Origin of the sequence: Paenibacillus camelliae, from assembly GCF_023715345.1 — a bacterium.
In the GTDB taxonomy this organism is placed as follows: Bacteria; Bacillota; Bacilli; order Paenibacillales; family Paenibacillaceae; genus Pristimantibacillus; species Pristimantibacillus camelliae.
Genome location: NZ_JAMBNY010000008.1, coordinates 60,161 through 84,929, shown reverse-complemented (window position 1 = coordinate 84,929; position 24,769 = coordinate 60,161). Strand labels below are relative to the sequence as shown.

18 protein-coding genes and 1 riboswitch are annotated in these 24,769 nt (G+C 42.3%); of the genes, 7 read left to right on the top strand and 11 right to left on the bottom strand.

Translation table 11 applies throughout. The features are described from left to right. Nucleotides 1-151 precede the first annotated feature (151 nt). Entirely contained in the window at nucleotides 152-847 is a 696-nt protein-coding gene (locus M3180_RS14015; protein WP_251668554.1) for an AIM24 family protein, read from the top strand. An 856-nt stretch (nucleotides 848-1,703) separates the two neighbouring features. Here M3180_RS14015 and ytxC read toward each other — a convergent pair. The 3 genes from ytxC to metA form a co-directional block, all read right to left on the bottom strand. Further along, entirely contained in the window at nucleotides 1,704-2,666 is a 963-nt protein-coding gene (gene ytxC / locus M3180_RS14010) for a putative sporulation protein YtxC (RefSeq protein WP_251668552.1), read from the bottom strand. Between the two features lie 204 nt (nucleotides 2,667-2,870). Next, nucleotides 2,871-4,025 carry an aminotransferase class I/II-fold pyridoxal phosphate-dependent enzyme gene (locus tag M3180_RS14005; RefSeq protein WP_251668551.1) on the bottom strand — a complete coding sequence of 385 codons (1,155 nt, stop codon included), beginning with the start codon at nucleotides 4,023-4,025 and terminating at the stop codon, nucleotides 2,871-2,873. Between the two features lie 34 nt (nucleotides 4,026-4,059). Continuing rightward, nucleotides 4,060-4,977 carry a homoserine O-acetyltransferase MetA gene (gene metA / locus M3180_RS14000; protein WP_251668549.1) on the bottom strand — a complete coding sequence of 306 codons (918 nt, stop codon included), beginning with the start codon at nucleotides 4,975-4,977 and terminating at the stop codon, nucleotides 4,060-4,062. A gap of 79 nt (nucleotides 4,978-5,056) precedes the next feature. Beyond that, a riboswitch (SAM riboswitch) is annotated at nucleotides 5,057-5,162 on the bottom strand. Between the two features lie 551 nt (nucleotides 5,163-5,713). Between metA and corA the strand changes: the two genes are divergently transcribed. The 3 genes from corA (at nucleotide 5,714) to M3180_RS13985 (ending at nucleotide 8,530) form a co-directional block, all read left to right on the top strand. Continuing rightward, nucleotides 5,714-6,649 (top strand): magnesium/cobalt transporter CorA, encoded by a 936-nt coding sequence (corA, locus tag M3180_RS13995; RefSeq protein ID WP_251668547.1) that lies wholly within the window; start codon nucleotides 5,714-5,716, stop codon nucleotides 6,647-6,649. A 133-nt stretch (nucleotides 6,650-6,782) separates the two neighbouring features. Beyond that, entirely contained in the window at nucleotides 6,783-7,685 is a 903-nt protein-coding gene (locus M3180_RS13990; protein WP_251668545.1) for a LysR family transcriptional regulator, read from the top strand. Nucleotides 7,686-7,702: 17 nt separating this feature from the next. After that, the gene (locus M3180_RS13985; protein WP_251668542.1) at nucleotides 7,703-8,530 is read left to right on the top strand and encodes a histidinol-phosphatase; all 828 of its coding nucleotides are present in this window, start codon (nucleotides 7,703-7,705) and stop codon (nucleotides 8,528-8,530) included. Nucleotides 8,531-8,574: 44 nt separating this feature from the next. On the opposite strand, the gene M3180_RS13980 is transcribed toward M3180_RS13985, so the two are convergent. The 3 genes from M3180_RS13980 to M3180_RS13970 all read right to left on the bottom strand — a co-directional run bounded on the left by M3180_RS13980 (nucleotide 8,575) and on the right by M3180_RS13970 (nucleotide 13,940). Then, nucleotides 8,575-9,510, bottom strand: coding sequence for a sensor domain-containing diguanylate cyclase (locus tag M3180_RS13980; RefSeq protein ID WP_251668539.1), 936 nt, complete (start codon nucleotides 9,508-9,510; stop codon nucleotides 8,575-8,577). Between the two features lie 301 nt (nucleotides 9,511-9,811). Continuing rightward, entirely contained in the window at nucleotides 9,812-10,897 is a 1,086-nt protein-coding gene (locus M3180_RS13975; RefSeq protein WP_251668536.1) for a response regulator, read from the bottom strand. Continuing rightward, complete coding sequence (locus tag M3180_RS13970) at nucleotides 10,878-13,940, bottom strand: hybrid sensor histidine kinase/response regulator (protein ID WP_251668533.1); 3,063 nt, start codon at nucleotides 13,938-13,940, stop codon at nucleotides 10,878-10,880. Before M3180_RS13970 ends, M3180_RS13975 begins: the two co-directional genes overlap by 20 nt. A 281-nt stretch (nucleotides 13,941-14,221) precedes the next feature. On the opposite strand from M3180_RS13970, the gene M3180_RS13965 reads away from it, so the two are divergent. Further along, entirely contained in the window at nucleotides 14,222-14,533 is a 312-nt protein-coding gene (locus tag M3180_RS13965; RefSeq protein ID WP_251668531.1) for a winged helix-turn-helix transcriptional regulator, read from the top strand. A 51-nt stretch (nucleotides 14,534-14,584) separates the two neighbouring features. Here the strand turns inward: M3180_RS13965 and M3180_RS13960 are convergent, their stop codons facing one another. The 4 genes from M3180_RS13960 to M3180_RS13945 form a co-directional block, all read right to left on the bottom strand. Further along, nucleotides 14,585-16,459: an SLC13 family permease gene (locus tag M3180_RS13960; RefSeq protein WP_432806939.1), complete on the bottom strand. Its 1,875-nt coding sequence runs from the start codon at nucleotides 16,457-16,459 to the stop codon at nucleotides 14,585-14,587. Between the two features lie 304 nt (nucleotides 16,460-16,763). Next, a complete protein-coding gene (gene sdhB, locus M3180_RS13955; RefSeq protein ID WP_251668527.1) occupies nucleotides 16,764-17,528 on the bottom strand; it encodes a succinate dehydrogenase iron-sulfur subunit in 765 nt (254 codons plus the stop codon). A gap of 2 nt (nucleotides 17,529-17,530) precedes the next feature. Next, complete coding sequence (gene sdhA, locus M3180_RS13950) at nucleotides 17,531-19,288, bottom strand: succinate dehydrogenase flavoprotein subunit (protein ID WP_251668525.1); 1,758 nt, start codon at nucleotides 19,286-19,288, stop codon at nucleotides 17,531-17,533. A gap of 23 nt (nucleotides 19,289-19,311) precedes the next feature. Continuing rightward, complete coding sequence (locus tag M3180_RS13945; RefSeq protein ID WP_251668522.1) at nucleotides 19,312-19,983, bottom strand: succinate dehydrogenase cytochrome b558 subunit; 672 nt, start codon at nucleotides 19,981-19,983, stop codon at nucleotides 19,312-19,314. Nucleotides 19,984-20,202: 219 nt separating this feature from the next. On the opposite strand from M3180_RS13945, the gene M3180_RS13940 reads away from it, so the two are divergent. Both M3180_RS13940 and M3180_RS13935 read left to right on the top strand, forming a co-directional pair. Further along, the gene (locus tag M3180_RS13940) at nucleotides 20,203-21,099 is read left to right on the top strand and encodes a LysR family transcriptional regulator (protein WP_251668520.1); all 897 of its coding nucleotides are present in this window, start codon (nucleotides 20,203-20,205) and stop codon (nucleotides 21,097-21,099) included. A 148-nt stretch (nucleotides 21,100-21,247) separates the two neighbouring features. Next, nucleotides 21,248-22,927, top strand: a complete 1,680-nt coding sequence (locus tag M3180_RS13935; protein ID WP_251668517.1) for a CPBP family intramembrane glutamic endopeptidase — start codon at nucleotides 21,248-21,250, stop codon at nucleotides 22,925-22,927. On the opposite strand, the gene uvrC is transcribed toward M3180_RS13935, so the two are convergent. After that, complete coding sequence (gene uvrC / locus M3180_RS13930; RefSeq protein ID WP_251668515.1) at nucleotides 22,887-24,728, bottom strand: excinuclease ABC subunit UvrC; 1,842 nt, start codon at nucleotides 24,726-24,728, stop codon at nucleotides 22,887-22,889. The two genes, M3180_RS13935 and uvrC, sit on opposite strands and share 41 nt — an antisense overlap. Nucleotides 24,729-24,769 lie beyond the last annotated feature (41 nt).

The following is a 24,769-nucleotide window of genomic DNA, read 5'->3' as shown; positions in this document are numbered from 1 at the left end:
ATTCAACATTATAAAACCATCATGCATGTGAGTCAAGTGTAGTTAACTCCAATTGTATCAACCGTTGTCATAACTGAGTTGAATGATTAATAGAAATTAGAAGCTATTCCCAGTAAAACTTGTTAGAATCTAATCTAAAGGGGTGATGTAAATGAGTAAATATTCAATTACTGAGTTCATTAGGCAAACGGAACAAAATGATCAGCAAAAAGAATTCTTTGAATTAGAAACACCGCGCATGCTTGAAGTGAACTTAAGAAATTTCGTATGGGCAAAAGCAGGTTCAATGGTTGCCTACAATGGCAATATTAAATTTGAACGTGAAGGAATTTTAGAGCATGGGCTAGGCACACTGTTTAAGAAAGCTTTTACTGGAGAAGGCGCATCCTTGATGAAGGCGACAGGTGCAGGTTCACTTTACTTGGCAGATCGGGGGAAAAAAATTATTGTCCTCGAGCTCAATAATGAAACCATTTTTGTTAATGGCAACGACTTGCTAGCGTTTGAACCAACCGTTAAACATGAAATCAAATTCATGCGTAAAGTTGCTGGCATGATGGCAGGCGGTCTGTTTAATATTCGTTGCTCGGGCTACGGTCTGGTCGCGATTACGAGTCATTATGAACCACTGACGCTGCATGTTACACCAGGAAACCCAGTATTCACAGATCCTAACGCTACGATTGCTTGGTCAGGCAATTTAACTCCAGAATTTCAAACCGATATATCTTTTAAGACCTTTATCGGCAGAGCGAGTGGAGAATCAATTCAAATGCGCTTCGAAGGCTCCGGCTTCGTTATTATCCAGCCTTATGAGGAAGTGTATTTTCAGCAATCACAATCTTAGCTCCGCTTAACCATCTCAGCGCTCGAACCTTCAGCGCTCCGCTTAACCATCTCAACGCTCGAACCTTCAGCGCTCCGCTTAACCATCTCAACGCTCGAACCTTCAGCGCTTCGCTTAACCATCTCAACGCTCGAACCTTCCTGCGTCAGGAGGTCGCTATTGAGATGGTAAGCTCCGCTGATGCTAGTTACATGCTAATGCATAGTTTGCTTATTCTTCGGGGTTTATGAACACTCAGTGCTCCGCTTAACCATCTCAACGCTCGAACCTTCCTCCGTCAGGAGGTCGCTATTGAGATGGTAAGCTCCGCTGATGCTGATTACATGCTAATGATTTAGTTTGCATATCCTTCGCGGTTTATGAACACTCAGCGCTCCGCTTAACCATCTCAACGCTCGAACCTTCCTCCGTCAGGAGGTCGCTATTGAGATGGTAAGCTCCGCTGATGCTAGTTACATGCTAATGATTTAGTTTGCATATCCTTCGCTGCTTAAGAACACTCAGCTCTCCGCTTACCATCTCTGCGCTCGAACCTTCCTACGGAAGGAGGGTCGCTTAGAGCTGGAAGCTACGCTGGTAAATTACATCGTCATCAAAGTCGGATTTTTTGAACTTCCTCTTCCAATAAGGGTTCAAAAAGTTCGGCTTTCAGGACCAAGAAGATCGGACGCTAGTAGATAACGAGTAGCGCAGCGTAGGTACTTACTACGTGAGCAACGGAGTTTTCGCTAGCGTCCAAGCTTCGACGCCGAACTAGCTTCAGTGATTTTACATCGTCATCAAAGTTGGATTTTTTGAACTTCATATAGTGATAAGAGCATAGCTCTTATTATTTTCAATATTAATTAAAAACTAGCTATTGAAACGGTAGCAGCTCATTATGCTTTGTTCTGCACATCGGGCATGTTTTGCAGATTTGAGCGCGATCTCCAAAGATGGATTTTACGGAACGAACGACCTGATAGTCCTCATGCTTTGTATGCACGATGATTTTCTGAGGTGATGCCGAGATCAGGGAGCTAATGACAATGTCCTCAATATTAATTTCCGTTTCCAGCATTTCTGCTACGATCCGATCATGCTCATGTTTATGCTCTAAAGGCTGCATCTGATGATCGCAGACTATAAAGCTACTGCCTTCCTGTTGGACTAGGTGTACCAGCTCTGTTCTCGTCTCCTGCAGCTGTACAAAATACTTTAAGAGTGTCATGAACTCCTCATATTGCTGATCGAGGATGTACTCATCAATCGCATATTCAATGACTTCTTTTAGTTCTTTCTTATAGCTGTGCATTCTAAAGGACATATACCCTGCTAACTGCAGCTCCGATTGTTCCTCAAGAAACTCAACTAGCTCATCGACAATTTTGTTTCTACGTCTCAGGCGATCCTCATCCGAAAACTTTTTGCCTAAGGGCTCCCATGGATCATTGTTTAGCAGGTTATGACAATACTTCTCAATTCGTTTAGTATCAAGATTCGTATGCTTACATCTACGGTTCAACAGCTCTGCAATAACTCTGCTTTCCCACTCCTCAACAATATATTGAGCAATGACTTGAGCTACCGTCGTAAACAGAATTGGACCATGCTGAACCAATTGAAAATGTGGTAGCAAGGGAACAAATTTTACTTTGTACTCCTCAGCTACCTTCTCCAGCGAAATTGGGCAAAGAGAAGTGTTTAAGTTTTTACTGAGCTGCTGTTGATTCAGACGATCTTGATTATGTAATTCGTCGATTGCCTGGTCAAAGCGCTCGATTATTTGCATATAGGCTTGATTGTCAATCCCATTGAAATTAATCGTTAAAATAGTCATTGATCTCACTCCCTTCTCCCCTAAAGTATATGGTTCATGGACACTGTATATACAATGAAGAGATTGGAATACATGCTATAAATTATCCCAACTTGTACGAATAAAACAAAAAAATAGCTGTACAATCGATTAATTTCATTAAAATCGATTGTGCAGCTCGTTCTTTTATTATTAATTTTATTAAATAATATTATTTACCATTAACTATTTAAATTCTTGCATTGCTTTCTCTAATGCCTGATCCAAATCAGCAATTAAATCATCAACATGCTCAATACCAACAGAGAAGCGAAGCAAGCGATCATCTACCCCTACTGCTTGGCGTATATGTTCAGGAATATCAGCATGAGTTTGAACGGCAGGGTAAGTCATCAACGATTCAACACCGCCAAGACTTTCAGCGAATGCAATCAGCTTTACGTTTCTTAAGATAGGCGCAACATATCGGGCATCCTTAACCTTAAATGAAAAAATTCCTGTATTTCCCGAAGACTGTCTGTTTTGAATCTCATGACCAGGATGTTCAGGCAGCGCAGGATAAAAAACCTCAGTAATCGCCGGATGCTTCTGCAAGTGTTTTGCGATTGCGGTAGCATTACTTTGATGACGCTCCATACGCAGTGCTAAAGTTTTCATGCCGCGAGCAAGCAAGAAGGAATCCTGAGGGCCTAAAACTGCTCCGATGGAGTTGTGCAGCACGGCCATTTGCGCAGATAGCTCTTCACCCTTTGTAACAATAAGACCGGCTAACACGTCATTATGTCCGCCAAGATATTTCGACGCACTATGAATAACGATATCCGCACCTAGCTCGATCGGACGTTGAAAATAAGGCGTTAGCAGCGTATTGTCAACAATTGTCAATAGCCCATGGCTTTTCGCCCATGTCGTTACCTTCTTAACATCTGTAATCATCATCAGTGGATTCGTTGGGGTTTCGATAAGAACAGCCTTCGTGCTAGGCGTAATGCTTGCACCTAGCTGATCCAGATCATTCGTGTCAACATAGGTTGCCGTCACACCGAAACGAGACATAATTCTTTCTAATAAGCGGTACGTTCCACCATATAAATCAAGAGAAACGATTAGATGGTCTCCAGAGCTAAACAACGCGAAAATCGTCTGAAGTGCTGCCATTCCAGAGCTACAGGCAAACGCCGCATCTCCACTCTCTAATTCAGCAGCAGCTTCTTCTAGCACCGAGCGAGTCGGGCTTTTCGTCCGGGAGTAATCAAAGCCTGTGCTTTCGCCTAAGGCTGGGTGACGGAACGCAGTTGCTTGATATATCGGAAAGCTAACCGCTCCAGTAACATGATCCTTCTGTGAACCAATTTGTGCTAAACGACTTTCAATTTTCATCTCATGCTCACTCCTATTCTAATCTATCCAACTGCTATATACCTGCTCCAAGCTCATAAGGCGTAATTTGATATACGTAGTAATTCAACCAGTTCGAGTACAATAAATTACCGTGTGCTCTCCATGTAGATAAAGGAATTTTCGATGGATCATTATTAGGAAAATAATTAACAGGAACATTGACGCGCAGGCCTTTTACTTGATCACGATCATATTCGAATTTTAATGTTGTCGCATCATATTCGGAATGACCCGTTACAAAAATTTGCTTGCCGCCCTTTGAGGCTACGATATACACTCCAGCTTGTTCAGATTCTGACCAAATCTCTAGCTCTTCAACCTTTTCTATATCCTCACGACGTACTTCTGTATGTCTGGATTGTGGAACATAAAACTGCTCATCAAAGCCTCGCAAAAGCGGAACATTGCGCCGACTCAAAGTATGTGGAAACACGCCAAACATTTTTTCTTCCAGTGTATACTTTTTAATTCCATAATGATGGTACAAGCCAGCCTGTGCCGCCCAACAGATATGGAAAGTCGAAGTAACGTGGGATTTGCTCCAATCCATAATTTGCGTTAGCTCATCCCAATAATTGACTTCCTCGAATTCCATCATCTCAACGGGTGCTCCGGTAATAATCATACCATCGAAATATTGAGATTCGATCTCATCGAATGTTTTATAGAAGCTAGATAGATGCTCAGCAGAAGTGTTTTTTGATGTATGTGTTTTGGGATGTAATAGAACTGCCTCTACCTGTAGCGGCGTATTACCAATTAATCTGAGCAGCTGAGTCTCCGTTGTCTCCTTTGTTGGCATTAAATTTAGAATCACAATTCGCAGCGGCCGAATATCCTGTTTGTAAGCAATGCTCTCATCCATCACGAAGATATTCTCGCTCATCAATACTTCCTTAGCTGGCAAATGATCCGGAATTTTAATTGGCATATTGTTCACTCCTTATGTCAAAATAAATACAAAAAAAGACCTTCCTGATGTGAGAAAAGGTCTATCTATCGGAACCTCTCTCTCATCTCTCAGAAACTAAAGTTTCCGCAAGAATTAGCACCGTACATTACATGCCGGTTGCCGGGCTTCATCGGGCCAGTCCCTCCGCCTGCTCTTGATAAGAAAGTAGTTTATTTAATTGTAGGTCTTCGTATCATTACTTTAATCCATATTTCGTCAATCGTCAAGATAGCTTACCACCTTATTGCCTCCATCCTACTTTCGTGTTTATGAATCAGCACATTAACATGACATGTTCGCTACTTTTACATTTCATTGTACTTGCATATGAATATTACCTTCCATGGCACGAACGAAGTGCACGTGCCAACATATGCTGTTAATACATAGTGATCCGATGCTATATACCATCCCTCAGATGAGGATCATTGACAATTGCATTTTGATGTTGAATGATAAAGTACACAGGGCGTATACTAGACAAGTACTAATTGTTCTAACCAATTAATTATTGAAATTTTTGTGAAGGAGTGTGTGGCGTAATGGGAGATGACCGACCGTGCCCCGATGATGTAGACATATGGATGCTGCTAGCTAAGCGCACTTATTGGGGAAATTTCTTCATTGCACATACACACTCCTATGTTGTTTATGTGCCTTCCATCCAATAGGTAAGTTGTTCAACAGCTCCTGAGATGAGAGAGGAGACAGCGCAATGAAAATTAGACATGTAATTTCTGGAAATTTTACAATTATTGATGACGTACACAAAACTTTGATTCCACCTGAAGAAGGCTTCTATTGGATTGATGCCAGTATCGATGACCTTGTTACGTTGCAGCCTTTATTCAATATGCATGATCTTGCAGTTGAGGATTGTTTAAATGAGGAAGAGCAACGTCCTAAAATAGAAATTTATGAAAATCATTATTTTATCGTAATTAACAGTATTCGTTTTGATGACGAAGAATTCTTTTTACGCGCATTAAATATGTTTTTAGGCGCCCATTTCATTATTACCATAACAAAGCAAAAAATTAATGAGCTAAGAACGCTCAAGCCTATTTTATGGGAGCAAGAGGCTAGTCGACCTGATCAGTTTTTGTACCATTTAATTGACCTTGTTATAGACAATTATGCTTCTGTAGGCGATCGAATCGAACAGCGTATTGATGAGCTTGAAGAGGAATTGCTCGTTCATCTAAAGAAAGCTCATTTAAGTGAAATAATTGGTCTGCGCAGTGAAATAATGTGGGTAAAAAAGGTGCTAGGTCCTCAAAGGGAGCTCATCGCTACATTAATTAAAAAAGAATTAAAATTAATAGATGACCAGCTACAAAAATATTTTAGTGACGTATACGAAAATGCAATTAAAATCTCAGAATCATTTGATACGTATCGAGATTTGATGGGGAACCTTAGAGAGGCGTATCAATCTGGATTGACGGCTCGTTCCAATGAAATTATGCGTATATTTACAGCCATAACAACCATATTCATGCCACTAACTTTTATTACTGGTATTTATGGAATGAACTTTAATGATCTGCCGTTACTAAGTTATGAGCATGGTGGAGATCTGATGATTGGCATTATGCTAATTATCGGCATAGGTCTTTATTTTATTTTCAGAAAAAAAGACTGGCTATAGCTATATGGGCAGCGAGAGGAATGCAAACTCCTCCGCTGCCTTTTTGCGTGTACTTTGCCCAAATCCTTTAAGTTCGTTATAATAAATAATAGCTTCATCGGATGAATCCATTCGAAAAGGAGGTTTGACGAAATTGAATATAAGTCAGCTAGAAACCTTACTTACAATTTCGAAAACGATGAGCTTTCGTAAAGCTGGCGAGCTGCTTAATTTAACACAACCAGCCGTCTCAGCACAAATCAAAAGCTTGGAAGAAGAGTTTAATACGATTCTGATCGATCGAAATCAACCTGTTACCCTGACAGACCACGGAAAGGTCTTTCTTGAGCATGCGGAACGTATGCTAGCCATCGTCGAGGAGCTCAGACAGAAGCTATCTGATCTCAACGATAATCCTCAGGGCCATATTGTATTAGGAACAACTGCCTCTATCGCAGTTCAAATCCTGCCTCGTGTACTCTCGTATTTTCAAAATCAATATCCATTAATTAAGACAACAATTCATACGATGCCATCGGCACAAGTAATGACTGCCGTCGAACATGGAAACGTTGATATTGGGATAACCTATCTATATGAAAAATCAACAACGATCAGCTCCTCTATCCTATATTATGATACGTTCCAGCTTATCGTAGCTCCAGAAAATCCTTTAAGTCGATATGATTTTATTACGATAGAACAGCTGCAGCATATTCCAATCATTATGCTAGCACCTGATACGCTTGGTCGACGCTTCGTCGATCAAATCTTTCGAGATCACCGCATACAGCCGAATATCGTGATGGAGCTCTCAAGCAGTGAAGAGGTAAAACGTATGGTAGAGATCAATCTTGGAGCTGCATTCGTTTCTAAGCTGTCCATCGAGCAGGAATTAAAGCTAGGAACGCTGAAGGCCATTCGTGTTGATGAGCTGCAGGCGACACACCCCGTTGGTGTAGTATATAAATCTGGCCGTTATTTAAGCTCTGCCATGCAGCAATTTCTAAACGATCTAAAGGGTATGCCCGAGTATCAATTTATGAGTGCAGAATAAATAAGGAGTGAGTGAATATGACTAACCAAACCGCAGTTAAATTCGATTTACATACCCATCATATTCGCTGTGGGCATGCAGATGGCGTCATTGAGCAATACATTCAAGAAGCGATAGATAGAGGTTTTCAGGTTATTGGAATCTCCGATCATACGCCATACTTTGCGCATGAGGAGGACCAGCCATTTCCTGGGATCGCTATGGCAACGAGTGAATTTCCTAATTATGTACAAGAGGTTCTTGCGCTAAAGAAAAAATATGAGGGAAAGATTGATGTATTGCTTGGCGTTGAATCTGATTACTTTCCACAGCATTTTGAGACCTATAAAAAAGCGCTAGATAGCGTACCGTTCGATTATATTATCGGTTCCGTTCATCAGGTTTCCGGGGTAAGCATATTTAATAAAAACCGCTGGAAGGGCAAGACTGACGCCGAGAAAATCGAAATTAAGGAACTGTATTATGATCTCATTGCACAGTCAGCTCGAACTGGGTTATTCCATATACTAGGGCATATCGATGCGATGAAAGGCTATTATCCTGAATTTTCTGACATTCCTGCCCATAGTAAAATTGATGAAACACTGAAGGTTATCGCTGACTGCAATGTGGCGATCGAGGTAAATACGTCAGGCGGAACAAAGGATGCAGGCGGTTGGTACCCATCTCATGATATTTTGGCACGTGCTTATCATTTTGGTGTTAAGATTTCATTTGGCTCTGATGCACATACTCCACGTCGATTCGGTGAAGATTTTGATAAGGTTGCCCAAACACTACGTGACATCGGTTACAAGAGCTGGGTGTACTATAAAAACCGTCAAGAAGTTGTAGTACCTCTATAGTTAATTAAATCCACAAATATTATAGGAGCCTACAAGCTATCCTGTCACTTACAGGCAGTTAGCTTGTAGGCTCCTTTTCCGTTATGCTTTACACCATACATAGCAAGATCTGCTTCTTGGATAAGCTCATCGATTGTTAGTTGCTCTAGAGATCCACAGCAAATCCCTATGCTAATAGATGCTATAACCACGCCTCGCTCGGACTGAATTGGCTTACGCATTACATCCAGCAGCGATTCTGCCAAATCCTCTGCTCGCTTTTCGGCTCCACTCTCGGTTGCTTCAAGCATGACAACGAATTCATCTCCACCCATACGGATAATAACAGCCTCGCTGCCTAGTACTTGCTTAAATCGCTTCGCAATGCACTGAAGCACTGCATCTCCAGTAATATGACCATACCTGTCATTTATTTGCTTGAAGTTATCAATATCAATATACATCAACGATAAATGTGGTTTCTTTTCACGTAGGTTCCATTGTTGACTGATATGATCGATATAGCTGCGTTGATATAAGCCCGTTAACCCGTCCTTCAATGTCTCATATTTTAATTCGACAATATACCCTAACATTAATGCCATTCCTTCTAATAGCTTTATAACTCTATAATTATATTGAACCGGTGTGGTGCTAATAATGCATATTACTCCATATATATCTCGTTTGCTAAAGATCGGAACACCAACGAATGAATAGATGGCTTTATCTCCCATTAAACCTGTAAGTGTAGCATCTTTATTTTTATCTAAGCTTGAAAGATTTACTGCTTTTTTACTTTCAATGACTATGCGGCAAAGCGAGTCTATCGCGTTCATTTGTTCAAATTCAGATGTACCTTTATCATGAGGGTACGCGTTAATTATAGAGAATGTATCTCTAAGATGAGACATAATGAATATACGATCAGAAGATATAAACTCTTTAATCATGTCAATTGCGTACTGTCCCGCTTCTTCAATTGATTTACCGTAAATCATCTCATCACTCCAATAGCCATTTCATATCAATTCAACGAAATTTAAAAAACAGGTCTGCCGGATAATCGTTCCGACAGACCACATCTAAACTTCTATAAAAACCACTGTTGCAAGCATATTTAAGCATAAATCCAAAGTTTTTATATAAGATCTACTAACTTCTAAGAAACATCAAGTGCTGCCGAGTAATTGATATTTCCACGTCAGTCACTGCACGATACTGCGTTTTGTCATATTACATCATAGCATGTAGCCACTCAACAATTTCTGAACATCATGCGAGGATTATCAACTTTTTAGTTCAACTTAATTGCAGCTCTTCCTTCATGCGCTGAACTTGCTTTGCTCCTGTCGTCTCCCCTTGTTCCTCCAGACAGCTTGTAAGCTCATCGTAGTAACGTTCATTATCCGAATCTAGCTCAATTAATTTATAGAGGAGCATGATTTGATCTTCTTTGCTGGCAATTTTCTTCAGACGCAGCAACACATTCACATAATCAGTATGCAGCGTCATTTTTCGAGAGACAGCCCAGGTGTAATGCTCTTTTTCAAAGTAATCTCCGCCATACAACGATAAGATAGATTTTAGATCAGTGATTCTGCTCTCTAAGCTGTGATCATTGGTTAAAGTGGCTAGCTGATCAATATCACTAGATAACACGGATACATTCAGCCAATATCGTTCATCTCCGTATGATAGAATCTCTGGATAGCCCTCTGCTTTAAACATACTGCGTAAATAGTATACCGTTGTATGAAACAGACGCTGTGCTTGTTGAGCCGAGTATTCTTGCCACAAATCATCCAAGATCGCATATTTATATACTGGATTTCCTTGATGATGCCATAGATAAGCAAATAGTTCTTTCGTTTTTTTCGTTCTCCACTTTATTAGCTTACCATCCGTTGTATAGAGCTCCAGACTACCTAATGTTTTTAGTTTTAATGGGGTAACAGTGGAGTCTTCATGTTTCAGCTGTTCAGGTTGGGCAGCTTCCGTGCCTTGAACGAGGGCCGTTGATTTACCTGTAAGCAGCATGGAAGCACGCGCAACCGCTTTTGCCAGTCGCTGCTTGTCCACTGGCTTTAGAAGATAAGCCAACGCTTCACGGTCAAAGGCCTCAACTGCATAATTAGCATGTGCAGTTGCAAATATAATTTCCGCACTTGGGCAGCTCTGTTTGAGCCGCTCAGCAGCTGATAAGCCATTCTGCTCAGGCATTTCAATATCTAGAATGATGAGATCTGGCTGTAGCGAGACAGCATCATTTAGTGCATCTCGAACACGTTTATATTTTCCCACAACCGCAACTCCGCCGATTTCACCTAAAAAAATCTCAATAACATCAAGTGCAATCTGTTCATCATCAATGATTATTGCTTTCATGTACCACCCTCCTTATTAACAAAGTTACTCGAGTTCCTACTCCCAGCTCACTCTCAATCTGGAGCTTTTGACCATATATCATAAACAGTCTACGATTAACGTTTTGCATGCCAACTCTTCCCGTTCGCCCTTCTTGTAAAGCTCGTAGGCGATCTGTCTCCATCCCAGCTCCATTATCATCTACGACAATTTTAGCTCCCTGCTCCGTCATAGAAGCACTTATGAGGATTCGACCTCCTGTCGCTATCGTCGCCAAGCCATGGCGCACTGCGTTTTCCACTATAGGCTGCAATATTAATGGAGGGAGCATGCAATGAAACCCTTCTTCAATCTCATAGTCGACACGGAATTGGCCGCTAAAGCGAACCACCTCTATCGCTAAGTACGCTTCGATCAGCTCTAATTCACGCTCAAACGGTATAACCCCGTTCTCCGATAAGAACATGAATTTTGCACGTAGATAGGTGCTTAGGTTAACGATTAATTCACGCAGCTTCTCTGTATCTGTATAGCTCAAGCCCACAACAGCATTTAAGCTGTTGTATAAAAAATGCGGCGTAATCTGTGCCTGTAAAAAATCAATTTCCTTGCGAATTGATAATTGAAAGGATTGCTTCATCGCAAGCAGAGATTGCATTCTAGCTTTCAACTCGGTCATTTCAAACGGCTTCAGAAGAATATCGTTAGCTCCTGCTGCAAATGCCGCCGAAAGGTCTCTTTTCTGACCAAATGCCGTAAGCATTAATACTGGCAGCTCAGCCATACCATGTGTTTTACGAATCTCCTTGCACACTTCAAGCCCTGATATACCCGGCATCATTAGATCTAATAAAATTAGATCGGGAACTGGTCCTTCCTTTAACAATGTAAGCACTTCGTCACCACTGCTGAGCGCAGTATATCGAAATTGTAGCGAGCTAACGACATGTATGAGTATTTTGCGATTTACTGGCTCGTCATCAACGATATAGACATGTATATCGGAAGCTTGCTCAAGTACTGCATCTTCAGCTCCAGCTGCAACATGATCAACGAATACTGGCTGCTTATCACTTGAATCTATCTGCGGCTTATCATTAGCTGTTGCTAGTGGTAGAGTAAATGTAAACGTAGTGCCTAATCCAGCTGTTGACGTTACCTCTAGTCTGCCTTGCTGCTGATCAATGAGCTCCTTGACAATTGTTAACCCTAACCCTAGTCCACTAATCCAACCATCATGCTCATCATAAGTTGTAAATGGTTCGAACAGATGCATTAGTCGTTCCTCCGAAATACCAATTCCGGTATCGGAGACTGAAACCTTGATCTTTTCACCGACCACTTCTGCTTGAATCCGGATAATCCCTTTCTCTGTAAACTTCAGCCCGTTCTCGATTAGATTATAAAGAATCTGCTGTAATCGATCCTCATCGGCTCTTACATACGGGATTCCCTCAGGCATATCGTTAACAATCGTGACACCTGGCTTATCAATAACAACAGATAAGGTCTGAACAACGAAATCGACGGTCATTGCCAGATCTACTGGCTTTACATTGAGCTTCAATTGTCCATATCTAATTTTATTTAGATCAAGCACATCATGCACTAATCCGGCAAGTCTATTACCAATCGCATGAACGAATCGAATATTCTCCAAATGCTTGGGTGGCAATATGTGCTGAGAACTCTCGTCATCTAGCATAATTTGCGTTAAATTAATTATTCCGTGCAGTGGTGTTCTGAGCTCGTGGGAGGTTTTCGCTAAAAACTCATCCTTTTGACGATCAAATGCGACCAGCTGTTGATTCATTCTTTCATTATGAAGATAGGATTCATGGAGCCTGTCCGCCATTAGAAGCGCTTGAGACAATACAAGCATGAGCGGAGAGAAGATCATATAATACGGAGTATCGAGCGCCATTTGATAGCGGAACTGAGCGAATACCCACATCGCAATCAGAGCGAGAAAGCCAAGCAGCAAAAAGCCCTTGCCTTGAACACCTCGTTCTCGATTTCTAAATATGACGATTAATAGCGTGCATAAATATATTGAAGCGAGCAGTACGTGTACGATCAAATAATCAACTAGCATATGATTAGGTATGAGAAGTTCAATGAAAAGATAGACCGTAATAATCCATGGCGTTACTTTGGAAAACTTTAAGTTTGTTTTGTGCAAGTAGCTTAGAACATATTGACCATAGAAAAAGATCGTAAGTGCTGGACCAATAAATAGAATCTTCTGGAGCCAATAAAACGATAAAGAAGGGAATAAACTAAGAATCAATATTTCATTATCAAAGCAAAAAAATAGTCCTAGTGTAATACAAAAATAGCTGAAATATTTTAAGTGCGGTTCTCTCCGCCAATGTCTGAACATTCCAACATAATATAAACCAAACATAAATAATGCTGTAATTAACGACATATCTAGCAAGCGAGAAATATCCTGTCGTACAAGTACATCCTCTGTTAGCCCGAACTCGGGGGATTGAACAATTCCGCCCTCTACATTATTAAAGCTAGCAACTTGAATAATGAGCTCAATGGAGCCCGGTTGAGCTTCAGTCATCGCAATGATAGGCTGATTGCTTGCTTGGAAGGAATCTGCTTGAGTTGCGGGTGTACCGTGGCCTCCCTTATCCTCACCATTGATAAAGATATGACTAGAGAGTCTGACCTTCTTCATTCGAAGACTGTAAGAGGCCTCTTCTTCGATTTGAATAAACAGTCGATACGTGCCAGCCGCTGTCTGTCCATTATTCGACAGCTCAGAAAAATTACTGGGAACCTTTACCCATTGCATTGGTCCAGTCTTTGATTGAGTAAAATGATTAGGCTCGAGCAGGACATCAGGGTAGAATTCCCATTCCCCAGCTAACGGAATAACTCCTTGCTGCGAAAAATCCCAGCCTGTTGCATCCAGCTCCCCTTTAATTGCGATGGGGTAAGTATCTTTCGGCTCGATCCAGTTCATAATAAGAACAGAAATCCCGACAACAAACACCCCACACATTAACAATAGTGGAGCAAGATGTCTTTTTATTAATGCATCATGCAAACTTTCCACCTCTTCGCTCTGCTGTTTCACTCCATACTAAGTGCTTAATACAGAATGAAGGTCTTATGCACTATGTACTTGGTATTAGTATAATCGCTGTATCCCAGTTCGTCTAACACCAATCGCTTCCATACATTCACATGATGCTGTACGTATGTTTTTTATCTCCTAGAAATTGAGATCTATCGAACTTGAATGATTATTCATTAAAATTGCAACTTTATGTGTACTTACTTTTTTTAAGTAGTTATGGTACAATAAAGCAAAGGAAGGTGATTCGAATGGACTATTCCATTATGTGTCCAAGATTTGAATCAGCCACAGATATTCTTGGGAAAAAGTGGACAGGAAAAATCATTCACGTACTACTCGGTGGATCGAAACGCTTCAAGGACATTAAGGAGCAAATTCCAGAAATGAGCGATAAAATGCTCACTGATCGTATGAAAGAGCTGGAATGTGTAGGAATTGTTAAGCGTAATGTGTATCCTGAAATGCCAGTGCGTATTGAGTATGAACTAACTGAAAAGGGCCTCGCGCTCGAGCCAGTCATCTGCTCAATTCAAGAATGGGCTGAAAAATGGATAGATTAAATCAATAGAGCGATAGATGAATGCTTAGCATCCGTCTATCGCTCTACTTGTTTAGAGTGGAAATACAAAGGGTAGAGCAATAACCATTACAATACCTAGCAGCACCTGCACAGGAAGTCCTACTTTAACATAATCGAGAAATTTATAGCGCCCTGCTGCCATAACAAGTGCGTTAGGTGGGGTTGAGAATGGCACTGCAAAGCACATGCTTGCGCCAATCGATACCGCAAATAAATATGGAATAGGGCTAACGTCCATAGATATAGCAGCAGCTAACGCAATAGGTGCAAATAAAACGGCGCATGCCGTATTGCTAATGAATAACGTCATAAACGAGGTTGCAAAATAGATCCCAGCCAATAGCGCGAGCGGCCCAAACCCTCCTATGCTTTGAACAAGTCCCTCAGAGATCATCGCTGCTGCACCTGTTTTTTCGATTGCTGTAGACATGGGGATCATCGCACCTATGAGAACGATGCTTTCCCAATTTACCGTTTTATAGGCAGCCTCCATATTAGGCAAGCAGCCTGTTGCAACCATCAGAATCGCTGCAACCATGACGCAGACGACTGCAGGCACGACATTAATAATCATAGCAGCAATCATCAATACCATAATAGCGGCTGCTATTGGTGCTTTATGACGCAATGGCATCGTAGCAGCGGCATCAGCTGGCTGACCTACGACAACAACATCCTCATGCTCTAACGCAAGTCTTGATATATGCTTCCATTCCCCTTGAATAAGCAGTGCATCACCTGCCCTCATTCTCTCTTCCTTTAGCTCACGCAGTAAATAAACGCCTTTACGCTGAATACCTAAAATATTCACGCTATAATTTTCACGGAAGCCGGAATGCTTAACGAGCTGGTTAATATGCTTAGAGTTTGAAGGAATAAGCACCTCTGCAATGCCGATCTGCGAATTTGCCAGATCCTCCAGCTTCGCACCTTCCTTCTTCTCTACTGCCTCCTCACTCATTAACGCTAATTGATAAGCTTCACAGAATTCAACGATATGCTCGTAATCTCCAGCTGCATATATGACATCCTCTGTATGAAAAGTAGTGTTAGGACCTGCGAGCTCTGTATTAATCGTCTTCAAGAAAGGATTTTTATTCGATTGTCGGCGTCTCACTTCGTGGATATGTACATGGAATTGGCTTGCTACGGATAATTGCTTAAGGGTCATATTTACAATTGTAGAACCCTCATTAACCTTCAATCGATATAAATTATTACCTAGACTATATTGCTTCGCCAGCTCCTCCAGAGAGCGCTGGTGTGGACGTTTAGAGCTGTTGCGCTTATCTTTTCTGTTTAGCAGCTTGCTGAACAATGCGATAAGGATCGTGCCCGCAGCTAAACAAATCAATCCAATGGGAGTAAAGGAGAAGAAAGTAAGCGCACCATAGCCCGCCTGCTCTAGTGTCTCACTAATGACCATATTAGGCGGTGTCCCGATCAGTGTAAGCATGCCTCCCAGGCTGCTTGCAAAAGCTAGTGGCATGAGTAATCGGCCAGGATGCACACCTGTGCTAGCCGCTAAGCTTACTACAATAGGCAGCATGACAGCGACTGTACCCGTGTTACTGACAAATGCACCAATGAACGATGCTGACAGCATGACAGTTAACAGCAGTCTCGTTTCATGATTGCCCGACAGCCTAAGGAGCTTGCCACTAACTACTTTAGCAAGACCCGTTTGAAAAATAGCTCCTCCCACGACAAATAAGCCGATCATCATAATAACGACAGAGTTTGAGAAGCCTGATAATGCTTCATTGGTCGTTAATATTCCAAGCATAACTAGCAGCGTTAAGGCACCGACTGCAACTAGATCCGATCTTACTCGCCCACTTACAAACAGTAATGATGCAATCGCTAGTATAGCTAGCGTTAACACCATATCTAAACTCACAAGCATCACCTCAAGCATCGACATATAATTGTTGTAGTATGTTCATTAAAACTGGCATCATTCAAAGCTTAGCTTACCATAGCACTACAGCTTTGCATGTGATTTTCATTACACTCGAATAATCAAATTTATTCGAAGCCATTGACAGAACCATCAGCTTTCGATAATATTGATTGTAAAGTAATTGATAATGATTATCACTATTAACAAACTGATAAAATCATGAGCTGGTCCATAAAAAAAGCGTCAGAATAGGTAACTACTCTGACGCTAACAATAACAAAATCTTGACTAATAGCTTATTTCGTATTTAGACACCAAGCCATTTTTTGAATAATAGCTTCGTCGTATCGCGATTCATCGCAGCGATCGAAGTCGTAAGAGGAATGCCTTTCGGGCAAGAGCGTACGCAGTTTTGTGAGTTACCGCAGCCTTCAATCCCGCCATCCTCCATCAATGCAGCCAAGCGCTCATCCTGATTCATCTCACCTGTTGGATGAGCATTGAACAAGCGAACTTGGGAGATTGCTGCCGGACCGATAAAGCTGTTACGATCATTAACATTCGGGCATGCTTCTAAGCATACACCGCAGGTCATGCATTTCGATAACTCATATGCCCATTGACGCTTGGATTCTGCCATACGTGGTCCAGGGCCAAGATCGTAGGTTCCGTCAATTGGAATCCATGCCTTTACTTTTTTCAATGCAGCGAACATACGCTCACGATTAATAACAAGGTCGCGAACGACTGGGAAAGTGCGCATAGGTTGAAGTCTAATCGGCTGCTCCAGCTGATCGACCAACGCGCTACACGCTTGGCGTGGTTTACCGTTAATGACCATCGAGCAAGCACCACAAACCTCTTCCAGGCAGTTAGAATCCCAAACAACTGGTGTTGTCTTTTTGCCTTCAGCTGTAACCGGGTTTCGCTGTATTTCCATCAGTGCACTTATGACGTTCATATTCGGACGATACGGAATAGAAAACGTTTCGGTATAGGCTTCTGAGTCCGGCTTATCTTGACGGGTAATAATAAATGTAACCGTTTTGCTTGCTACTGTACTTTCAGCCATCGTTATTCTCCTTTCTTTTTGTCCGATGTATAATCGCGTTTTCGAGGAGGAATTAAGCTAACGTCAACATCCTCATAAGAAATTTTTGGACCTTCTGCAGTCCAGTCTGCAATCGTTGTTTTTAGGAATTGCTCATCATTACGCTCAGGGAAGTCAGGCTTGTAGTGCGCACCGCGTGACTCATCACGCATTAACGCGCCAAGCGTCATTGCCTCGGACAGCTCAAGCATATTCCATAGCTGACGAGTGAACGCAACACCTGCGTTGTTCCATTGCGCTGTATCGTTAATGTTAATATTGTTATAACGCTGCTTCAGCTCTTTAATTTTATGAATCGTCTCTTGCAGCTTGTCATTAAAGCGAACAACCGTCATATTGTTCGTCATCCATTCTCCAAGCTCTTTATGAAGCACATACGCATTTTCTGTGCCGTTCATGCCAAGAATACGATCGTATTTTGCTTGGTGCTCTTTAGTCGCACGCTCAAATACAGAGGATGAAACATCTTCAGCAGATTTACTCAAGCCTTTAATGTACTCGACTGCTTTTGGTCCGGCTACCATTCCTCCATAGATAGCTGATAGCAAGGAGTTTGCGCCAAGACGGTTTGCACCATGATATTGATAATCACATTCCCCTGCAGCGAAAAGACCAGGGATGTTCGTCATCTGATTATAGTCAACCCACATTCCGCCCATAGAGTAATGAACAGCAGGGAATATTTTCATCGGAATTTTGCGAGGGTCATCGCCCATGAACTTCTCATAGATTTCAATGATACCGCCAAGCTTAACATCAAGCTCTTTCGGGTCTTTATGAGATAGATCAAGGTAGACCATGTTCTCGCCATTAATTCCAAGCTTCTGATCGACGCAGACGCTGAAAATTTCACGCGTTGCAATATCGCGTGGTACAAGGTTTCCGTAAGCTGGATATTTTTCCTCTAGGAAGTACCATGGCTTACCATCTTTATATGTCCAGATACGTCCGCCCTCACCACGTGCTGACTCACTCATTAAGCGAAGCTTGTCATCCCCTGGGATCGCTGTTGGATGGATCTGAATGAATTCACCATTCGCGTACTTAACACCTTGCTGGTACACAGCACTTGCTGCCGTACCTGTATTAATAACGGAGTTTGTTGTTTTACCGAAAATAATACCAGGACCACCGGAAGCTAGAATAACTGCGTCACCACGCATCGTCTGAACTTCCATCGAACGTAGATCTTGAGCAGCAATTCCGCGGCATACGCCATCATCATCGATGACCGCACCTAGAAACTCCCAATGCTCATACTTTGTAACAAGTCCTGCTGCTTCCCAGCGACGAACCTGCTCATCTAGTGCATAAAGCAGCTGTTGCCCTGTTGTTGCACCTGCGAAAGCTGTACGGTGATGCTTCGTTCCTCCAAAGCGGCGGAAGTCTAGTAAGCCCTCAGATGTACGGCTGAACATTACACCCATACGGTCCATCAGATGGATAATACCAGGTGCTGCTTCACACATTGCTTTAACTGGCGGCTGGTTCGCAAGGAAATCGCCTCCATAAACTGTATCATCAAAATGCTCCCACGGAGAGTCGCCTTCACCCTTCGTATTTACAGCACCGTTAATACCGCCTTGAGCACAAACGGAGTGAGAGCGCTTAACGGGAACGAGTGAAAACAAGTCGACGTGCGTACCGGCTTCGGCAGCTTTAACAGTAGCCATAAGACCTGCCAGTCCGCCTCCGACAACAATAATTTTATTTTTAGCCATTAGAAATCGCTCCTTGTTCTATACTAAAGAATTGAGCGCACTGCCATGACGGCATCTGCCACTTCTTTGAACTCATTGCCTCTAAACCCAACAAGGGACAAAATAAACAACACTGCTACTACAACAAATACACCCATACAAATTTTAGAAGAAATACGCTGCGCTCTTTCTCCTACTGTAATGCCCCAGCTAATGAGGAATGCCCATAGGCCGTTAGCAAAGTGGAAGGTTGCAGCAAGGACACCGATCAGATAAAGCACAAAAATCAGTGGATCGGTAGCAATCTTATGCATCGTAGAGCCAAGCTCTTCATGTGAAATATTGCCGATGTACACTTGGAATCGAGTTTGATACACATGCCAGAATACAAAGACGAACGTAATGACACCGGTAATACGCTGAGCGGTAAATGCCCAATTTCGTCCATACTTAAAGCGTCCTAGATTAGAATTCGATTGAAACGCTACATATAAACCATATATGCCATGGAACAGCAATGGGATGTAGATCAAGATGAATTCCAGGACTGGCAATAGCGGCAAGCTATTGATTAATTTAACCCCATTTTGAAACCCTTCAGGTCCGCGCTCGAAAGCTTGGAAATTCGTCAATGCATGCACGATGAAAAAACCGCCTAGTGGAATAATCCCCACTAAAGAGTGCAGCTTGCGAGAGAAATAGCTATTTCCCTTCATCTTTTTGTTTTCTCCTTTCAAACTGTAAGTGCTTACTTATCCAACTCCATAAAACCATTCAAATTGTACTCCACGCACCACATCTCGTCAACTTGTATTCTGCTGAGCAGACTACTGTCGACACATTTCTACCATACTTTAATCCTACTCCACTTTCGCTTATAATGGAACTGCATATTTATTATTAATACTTATAACTTTTTAACATAAGGAGAAGCCATGAACGAAGCATACCTCATTTTTAAATGTATTGTAGAGCAATCAAGCATGAATAAGGCAGCGCAGCTATTAAATTTATCACAGCCTGCGCTCTCTCGCAAAATTGCTAAGCTTGAGCAGGATATAGGCGCACCGCTGTTCAGGCGTGTCGGTAAACGCCTGGAGCTTACCCGCATTGGGCAGCTTACCTATGATTACGCGGCTGAAGGTGAGCGGCTTCACCGGCAATTCATGAATACCGTTGCAGAGTTCAAGGAAACAGGCAGGAGCTCGGTTACGATTGGAGCGAGCTTAACGACGCTGCAATCGACACTTCCTGATTTAATTACACTGCTCCGAGAGTCACATCCTGAAATTGATATCAATGCCGTCACAGGAAAGACACATGAAATTGTTAATTATGTAAGGGAGCATAAGGTCGATATTGCCGTGATCGCCTCTCGGCTACACGATCCTTCGGTTCACTGTACGCCATTGTTTGATGATCACCTTATCCTTGCGCTGCCTCGTACGCTTGCAGAGGATGAAGCTCATCATATTAGTTTGAGTGATCTCAATCATATTCCAATGATCTTGTTTTCTAAGGGGACTTGGTATCGTCTGCTTACCGATGAGCTGTTCGAGCAATATCATTTGTCTCCAGAAATACGGATGGAGATCGATTCATTTGAAGCCATTCTGCGTCTGCTCCATACATTCCGGGCAGGTGCTTTATTACCCAAATCCTATCTTCGTCCTCAGCTTGTTACTGTGAATGATCTCGTAACGTATCATATACCAGAGCTGGAAGCAACAAAGCGCTCGACATCATTAATTCATGCTGATCCGAAAAGCTTAGATGCTGCCGTTCGCAGCTGTATATATGAAATTGCAACCCATTACCAAAAACAATCGTAATATATACTAAAGCTTCCTAATATTACAATATATAGAACAGCATCGAGCTGTCATATCTCTTGTGCACGGCTTTAGCATAATCTGCGAGCGTTGTTTAGGCTTTGTCTGTGCGGTATACTAGGAAGGACATCAATTGAAGAGGTGAAGTATGATTAATCCAATTTCTTCGAAGGCTTGGCGGGTCGCATGTATTGCTGCCCTAATCTCTGCGGTCGTTTTCGTACTTATGCAATTTCTACCTACTCTTTCATATGAGACGACATCACAACGACCGATTAGCAAAGAGAAAGCAATCGAAACTGCAACTGCATTTGTAAATGATCGCACCGGCTTTTTAGTTGATAAAGCTGAAGCCTACCATGACTCTGATAAGGACTATACCGGTTATCTAGCGAAATATAAGCTAGAAGAATCGCATAAAAAAACGTTTGAGGAATTTTTACCGATCGATCAATATCGAGTCAATGTAAGAACCGTTGGCGATGAGCTGCTCTTAGGTTCTGTTTTCTTAAACCTATATACCGGCGAGGTTGTCGGTTGGGATTTTACATACGCTAATCAACAGCTTGTCGATGAGCAGACAGCCCATCAGGCAATCTATGCTGAGCTTGAGCAGAGAAATTTCCCGTTGACTGAGGAAACCTACATTGATACTTATGAGCAAGTTGAAAGTCTAGATTTGTTCGATGCAGGTAATCGAACGACGATAGGTTATTATGTATCTAATGATCAGTTTGTTATTAAAGATGCGGTGATGCAGCTCGATGCCAGCGTTATCGAATATAATGGTTCTATTATCGTTAACCGTATGGTAACTGAGTTTATGCTGCCGGGGGATTATACCGAGCTCATCGACAAGCAGGATCTGTACGCTAACATATGGACCTTCGCGGTCTATACCTTTATGTCGTTCGTACTCGGCATCCTTGCTATCATCTATGCGATCATCTATCGCCAGCATACATCATTCAAATATGGTATTGTACTGACGATTATTGCATCAATCATTGGCATCATCGTTAATGCCGGCTTGATGAATTCTCAGTTGGGTCTAGAAGGACAAATGTTGTCTGATTCAGGATTCTTACTATTCTTTACGATCATTGTTACAATCATAACGATTATTTTAGGTGCAGTCAGCTACTACTTCTCATTTGTAGCTGGTGATGGTCTATGGCGAGCACAGGGCTTTAATCTGTGGCCTCGATTCAGGGAGGCGAATTATGGCAAGCATGTGTGGGATTCAATGAAGATGGGCTATTTGACGGCCATCATTGCACTTGGCGTGCAAACCATCATCTTCTTGTTGCTTACGAATCTTCTTGGCACTTGGTCAGCTAACGATACTTCCCAGTCATTGCTTAATTTCGAGTATAGCTGGCTGTTCCCATTAATCGCTTGGTTTGCAGCGATTACTGAAGAGGTTATTTTCCGACTATTCGGTGTCGGCTTATTCCGACGCTGGTTCAAAAACACTTGGATTGCAGCGTTTATTCCTACTCTGGTTTGGGCAGCAGGGCATACGCTCTATCCGCTATACCCGGCATCAACAAGAGTCATTGAATTGCTCATCATCGGGTATATGTTTACATGGGTAATGATTCGATTCGGATTTATTACAGGCATGTTCATGCATGCTGTATTCAATACGATCTTAATTAGTATCTCCATGTATGTGAGCGGCACAGCTGCAGATATGATCTCAGCTAGCTTCTTCCTTGTACTTCCAGTCATTATCGCTGGTATTATTAGATGGCTGCATGGACGAAAAAAGGACACGAAGGAGACTAATGCTCCTCCGTATCCTCCTGTAGCGCCGCAAGAATAGTACTTGCAAGCTTTTCTCCGATTGACAGAGGCTTAAAGTCTTCGACTTTAGCCTCTTTTATTTTTTTCAGCGAGCCAAAATGTTTAAGCAGCTGATTACGCCGTTTTTCCCCAATGCCAGGTATGCTGTCCAGCTTCGATTCGACCATCGACTTTGCTCTCTGCTGACGATGGAACGTTATTGCGAAGCGATGCACCTCATCCTGAATACGCTGCAGCAAATAAAACTCCTGACTATCACGCATGAGCGGCACAATTTGTGGCGGATCTCCCCCCATCAGCTCTGCCGTACGATGCTTTTCATCTTTAACAAGTCCACATACAGGGATATATAAATTAAGCTCATCCTGCAAAATTTCTGTTGCCGCTGAGATCTGGCCTTTTCCTCCATCGACGATGATAAGATCTGGAAGCGGCAAGCCTTCCTTCAATACACGCTCGTAACGTCTTCTTACGACCTCGCGCATCGTACCATAATCGTCTGGGCCTTCGATCCCTTTAACTTTGTATTTACGATACTCTCTTCGATCCGGCTTCCCATCTGTAAACACAACCATCGCAGATACTGGGTTACTGCCTTGGATATTCGAGTTATCAAACGCTTCAATGCGATGCAAATGCTCAAGCCCTAATGCTGCGCCAAGCTGCCTAGCAGCAACGACACTGCGTTCCTGCTCACGCTCAATAAGCCTGAACTTCTCATCCAGTACATTTTGCGCATTTTGGGTCGCCATCGATACAATTTCACTTTTTTGTCCGCGCTGCGGAATAACGACCTTCACCTTTAGCCATTCATGCAGCCATGATGTAACCTCTTCAGCACTCATGCTGCTGTCATTGCTAGGAATCGGCAGCAGGATTTGACGTGGCAGCGCTGGATTGTCGCTATAATACTGCGTAACGAAGCTTATGAAATCATCGTATTCCTCGCCATAGTACGGAAAGGCCGTCCCATGACGCTCAATGAGCTTCCCTTTGCGCATATATAGAATTTGAACACTCATCCAGCCCTTGTCGACTGCATAGCCAAATATATCTCGATCCATTGCATCGTTCAGCGTTATTTTTTGCTTCTGCATAATCGTATCGATCGCCGTAATTTGATCACGATATTCCGTCGCTTTCTCAAACTCCAGCTTTTCTGCTGCTTCTTCCATCTTGCGCTGAAGCTCCTGTCTTACGGAATCCTCACCACCGTTAAGAAATCTAGTAATCTCATGAATCATCTGCTCATACTGTGATTGCTCAACCGGATACTCACAAGGAGCCAAGCATTGCCCGATATGATAATATAAGCAAACCTTGTCCGGCAGCTTGCCGCATTTGCGAAGCGGATAGAGCCGATCCAGCAGCTTTTTCGTCTGCTGCGCCGCATATGCATTCGGATACGGGCCAAAATACTTCGCTTTATCCTTAGTTACACGACGAGTGATCTCCAGCTTCGGATGCTTTTCATTCGTAATTTTGATGTATGGGAACGTTTTATCATCCTTTAGCAATACATTGTATCTAGGATTATGAAGCTTTATCAGATTACACTCAAGAATGAGCGCCTCCATATTGCTATCGGTTATAAAAAACTCGAAGTCCACGATTTCACTGACGAGCTTTTGAGTTTTAGCATTGTGACTTCCTGTAAAGTACGAGCGAACGCGATTTTTAAGCACCTTCGCTTTTCCAACATAGATGATCACATCTTCACTGTTCTTCATTAAGTAACAGCCTGGCCGATCAGGAAGAAGTGCCAGCTTATTGCGAATATGCTCTTTAACAGCAGCCTCTTGATCATGTTGTGTCACCATTCTTCCCCCTTTTCTTGCTTGAAACAATCCTCTCATTATTG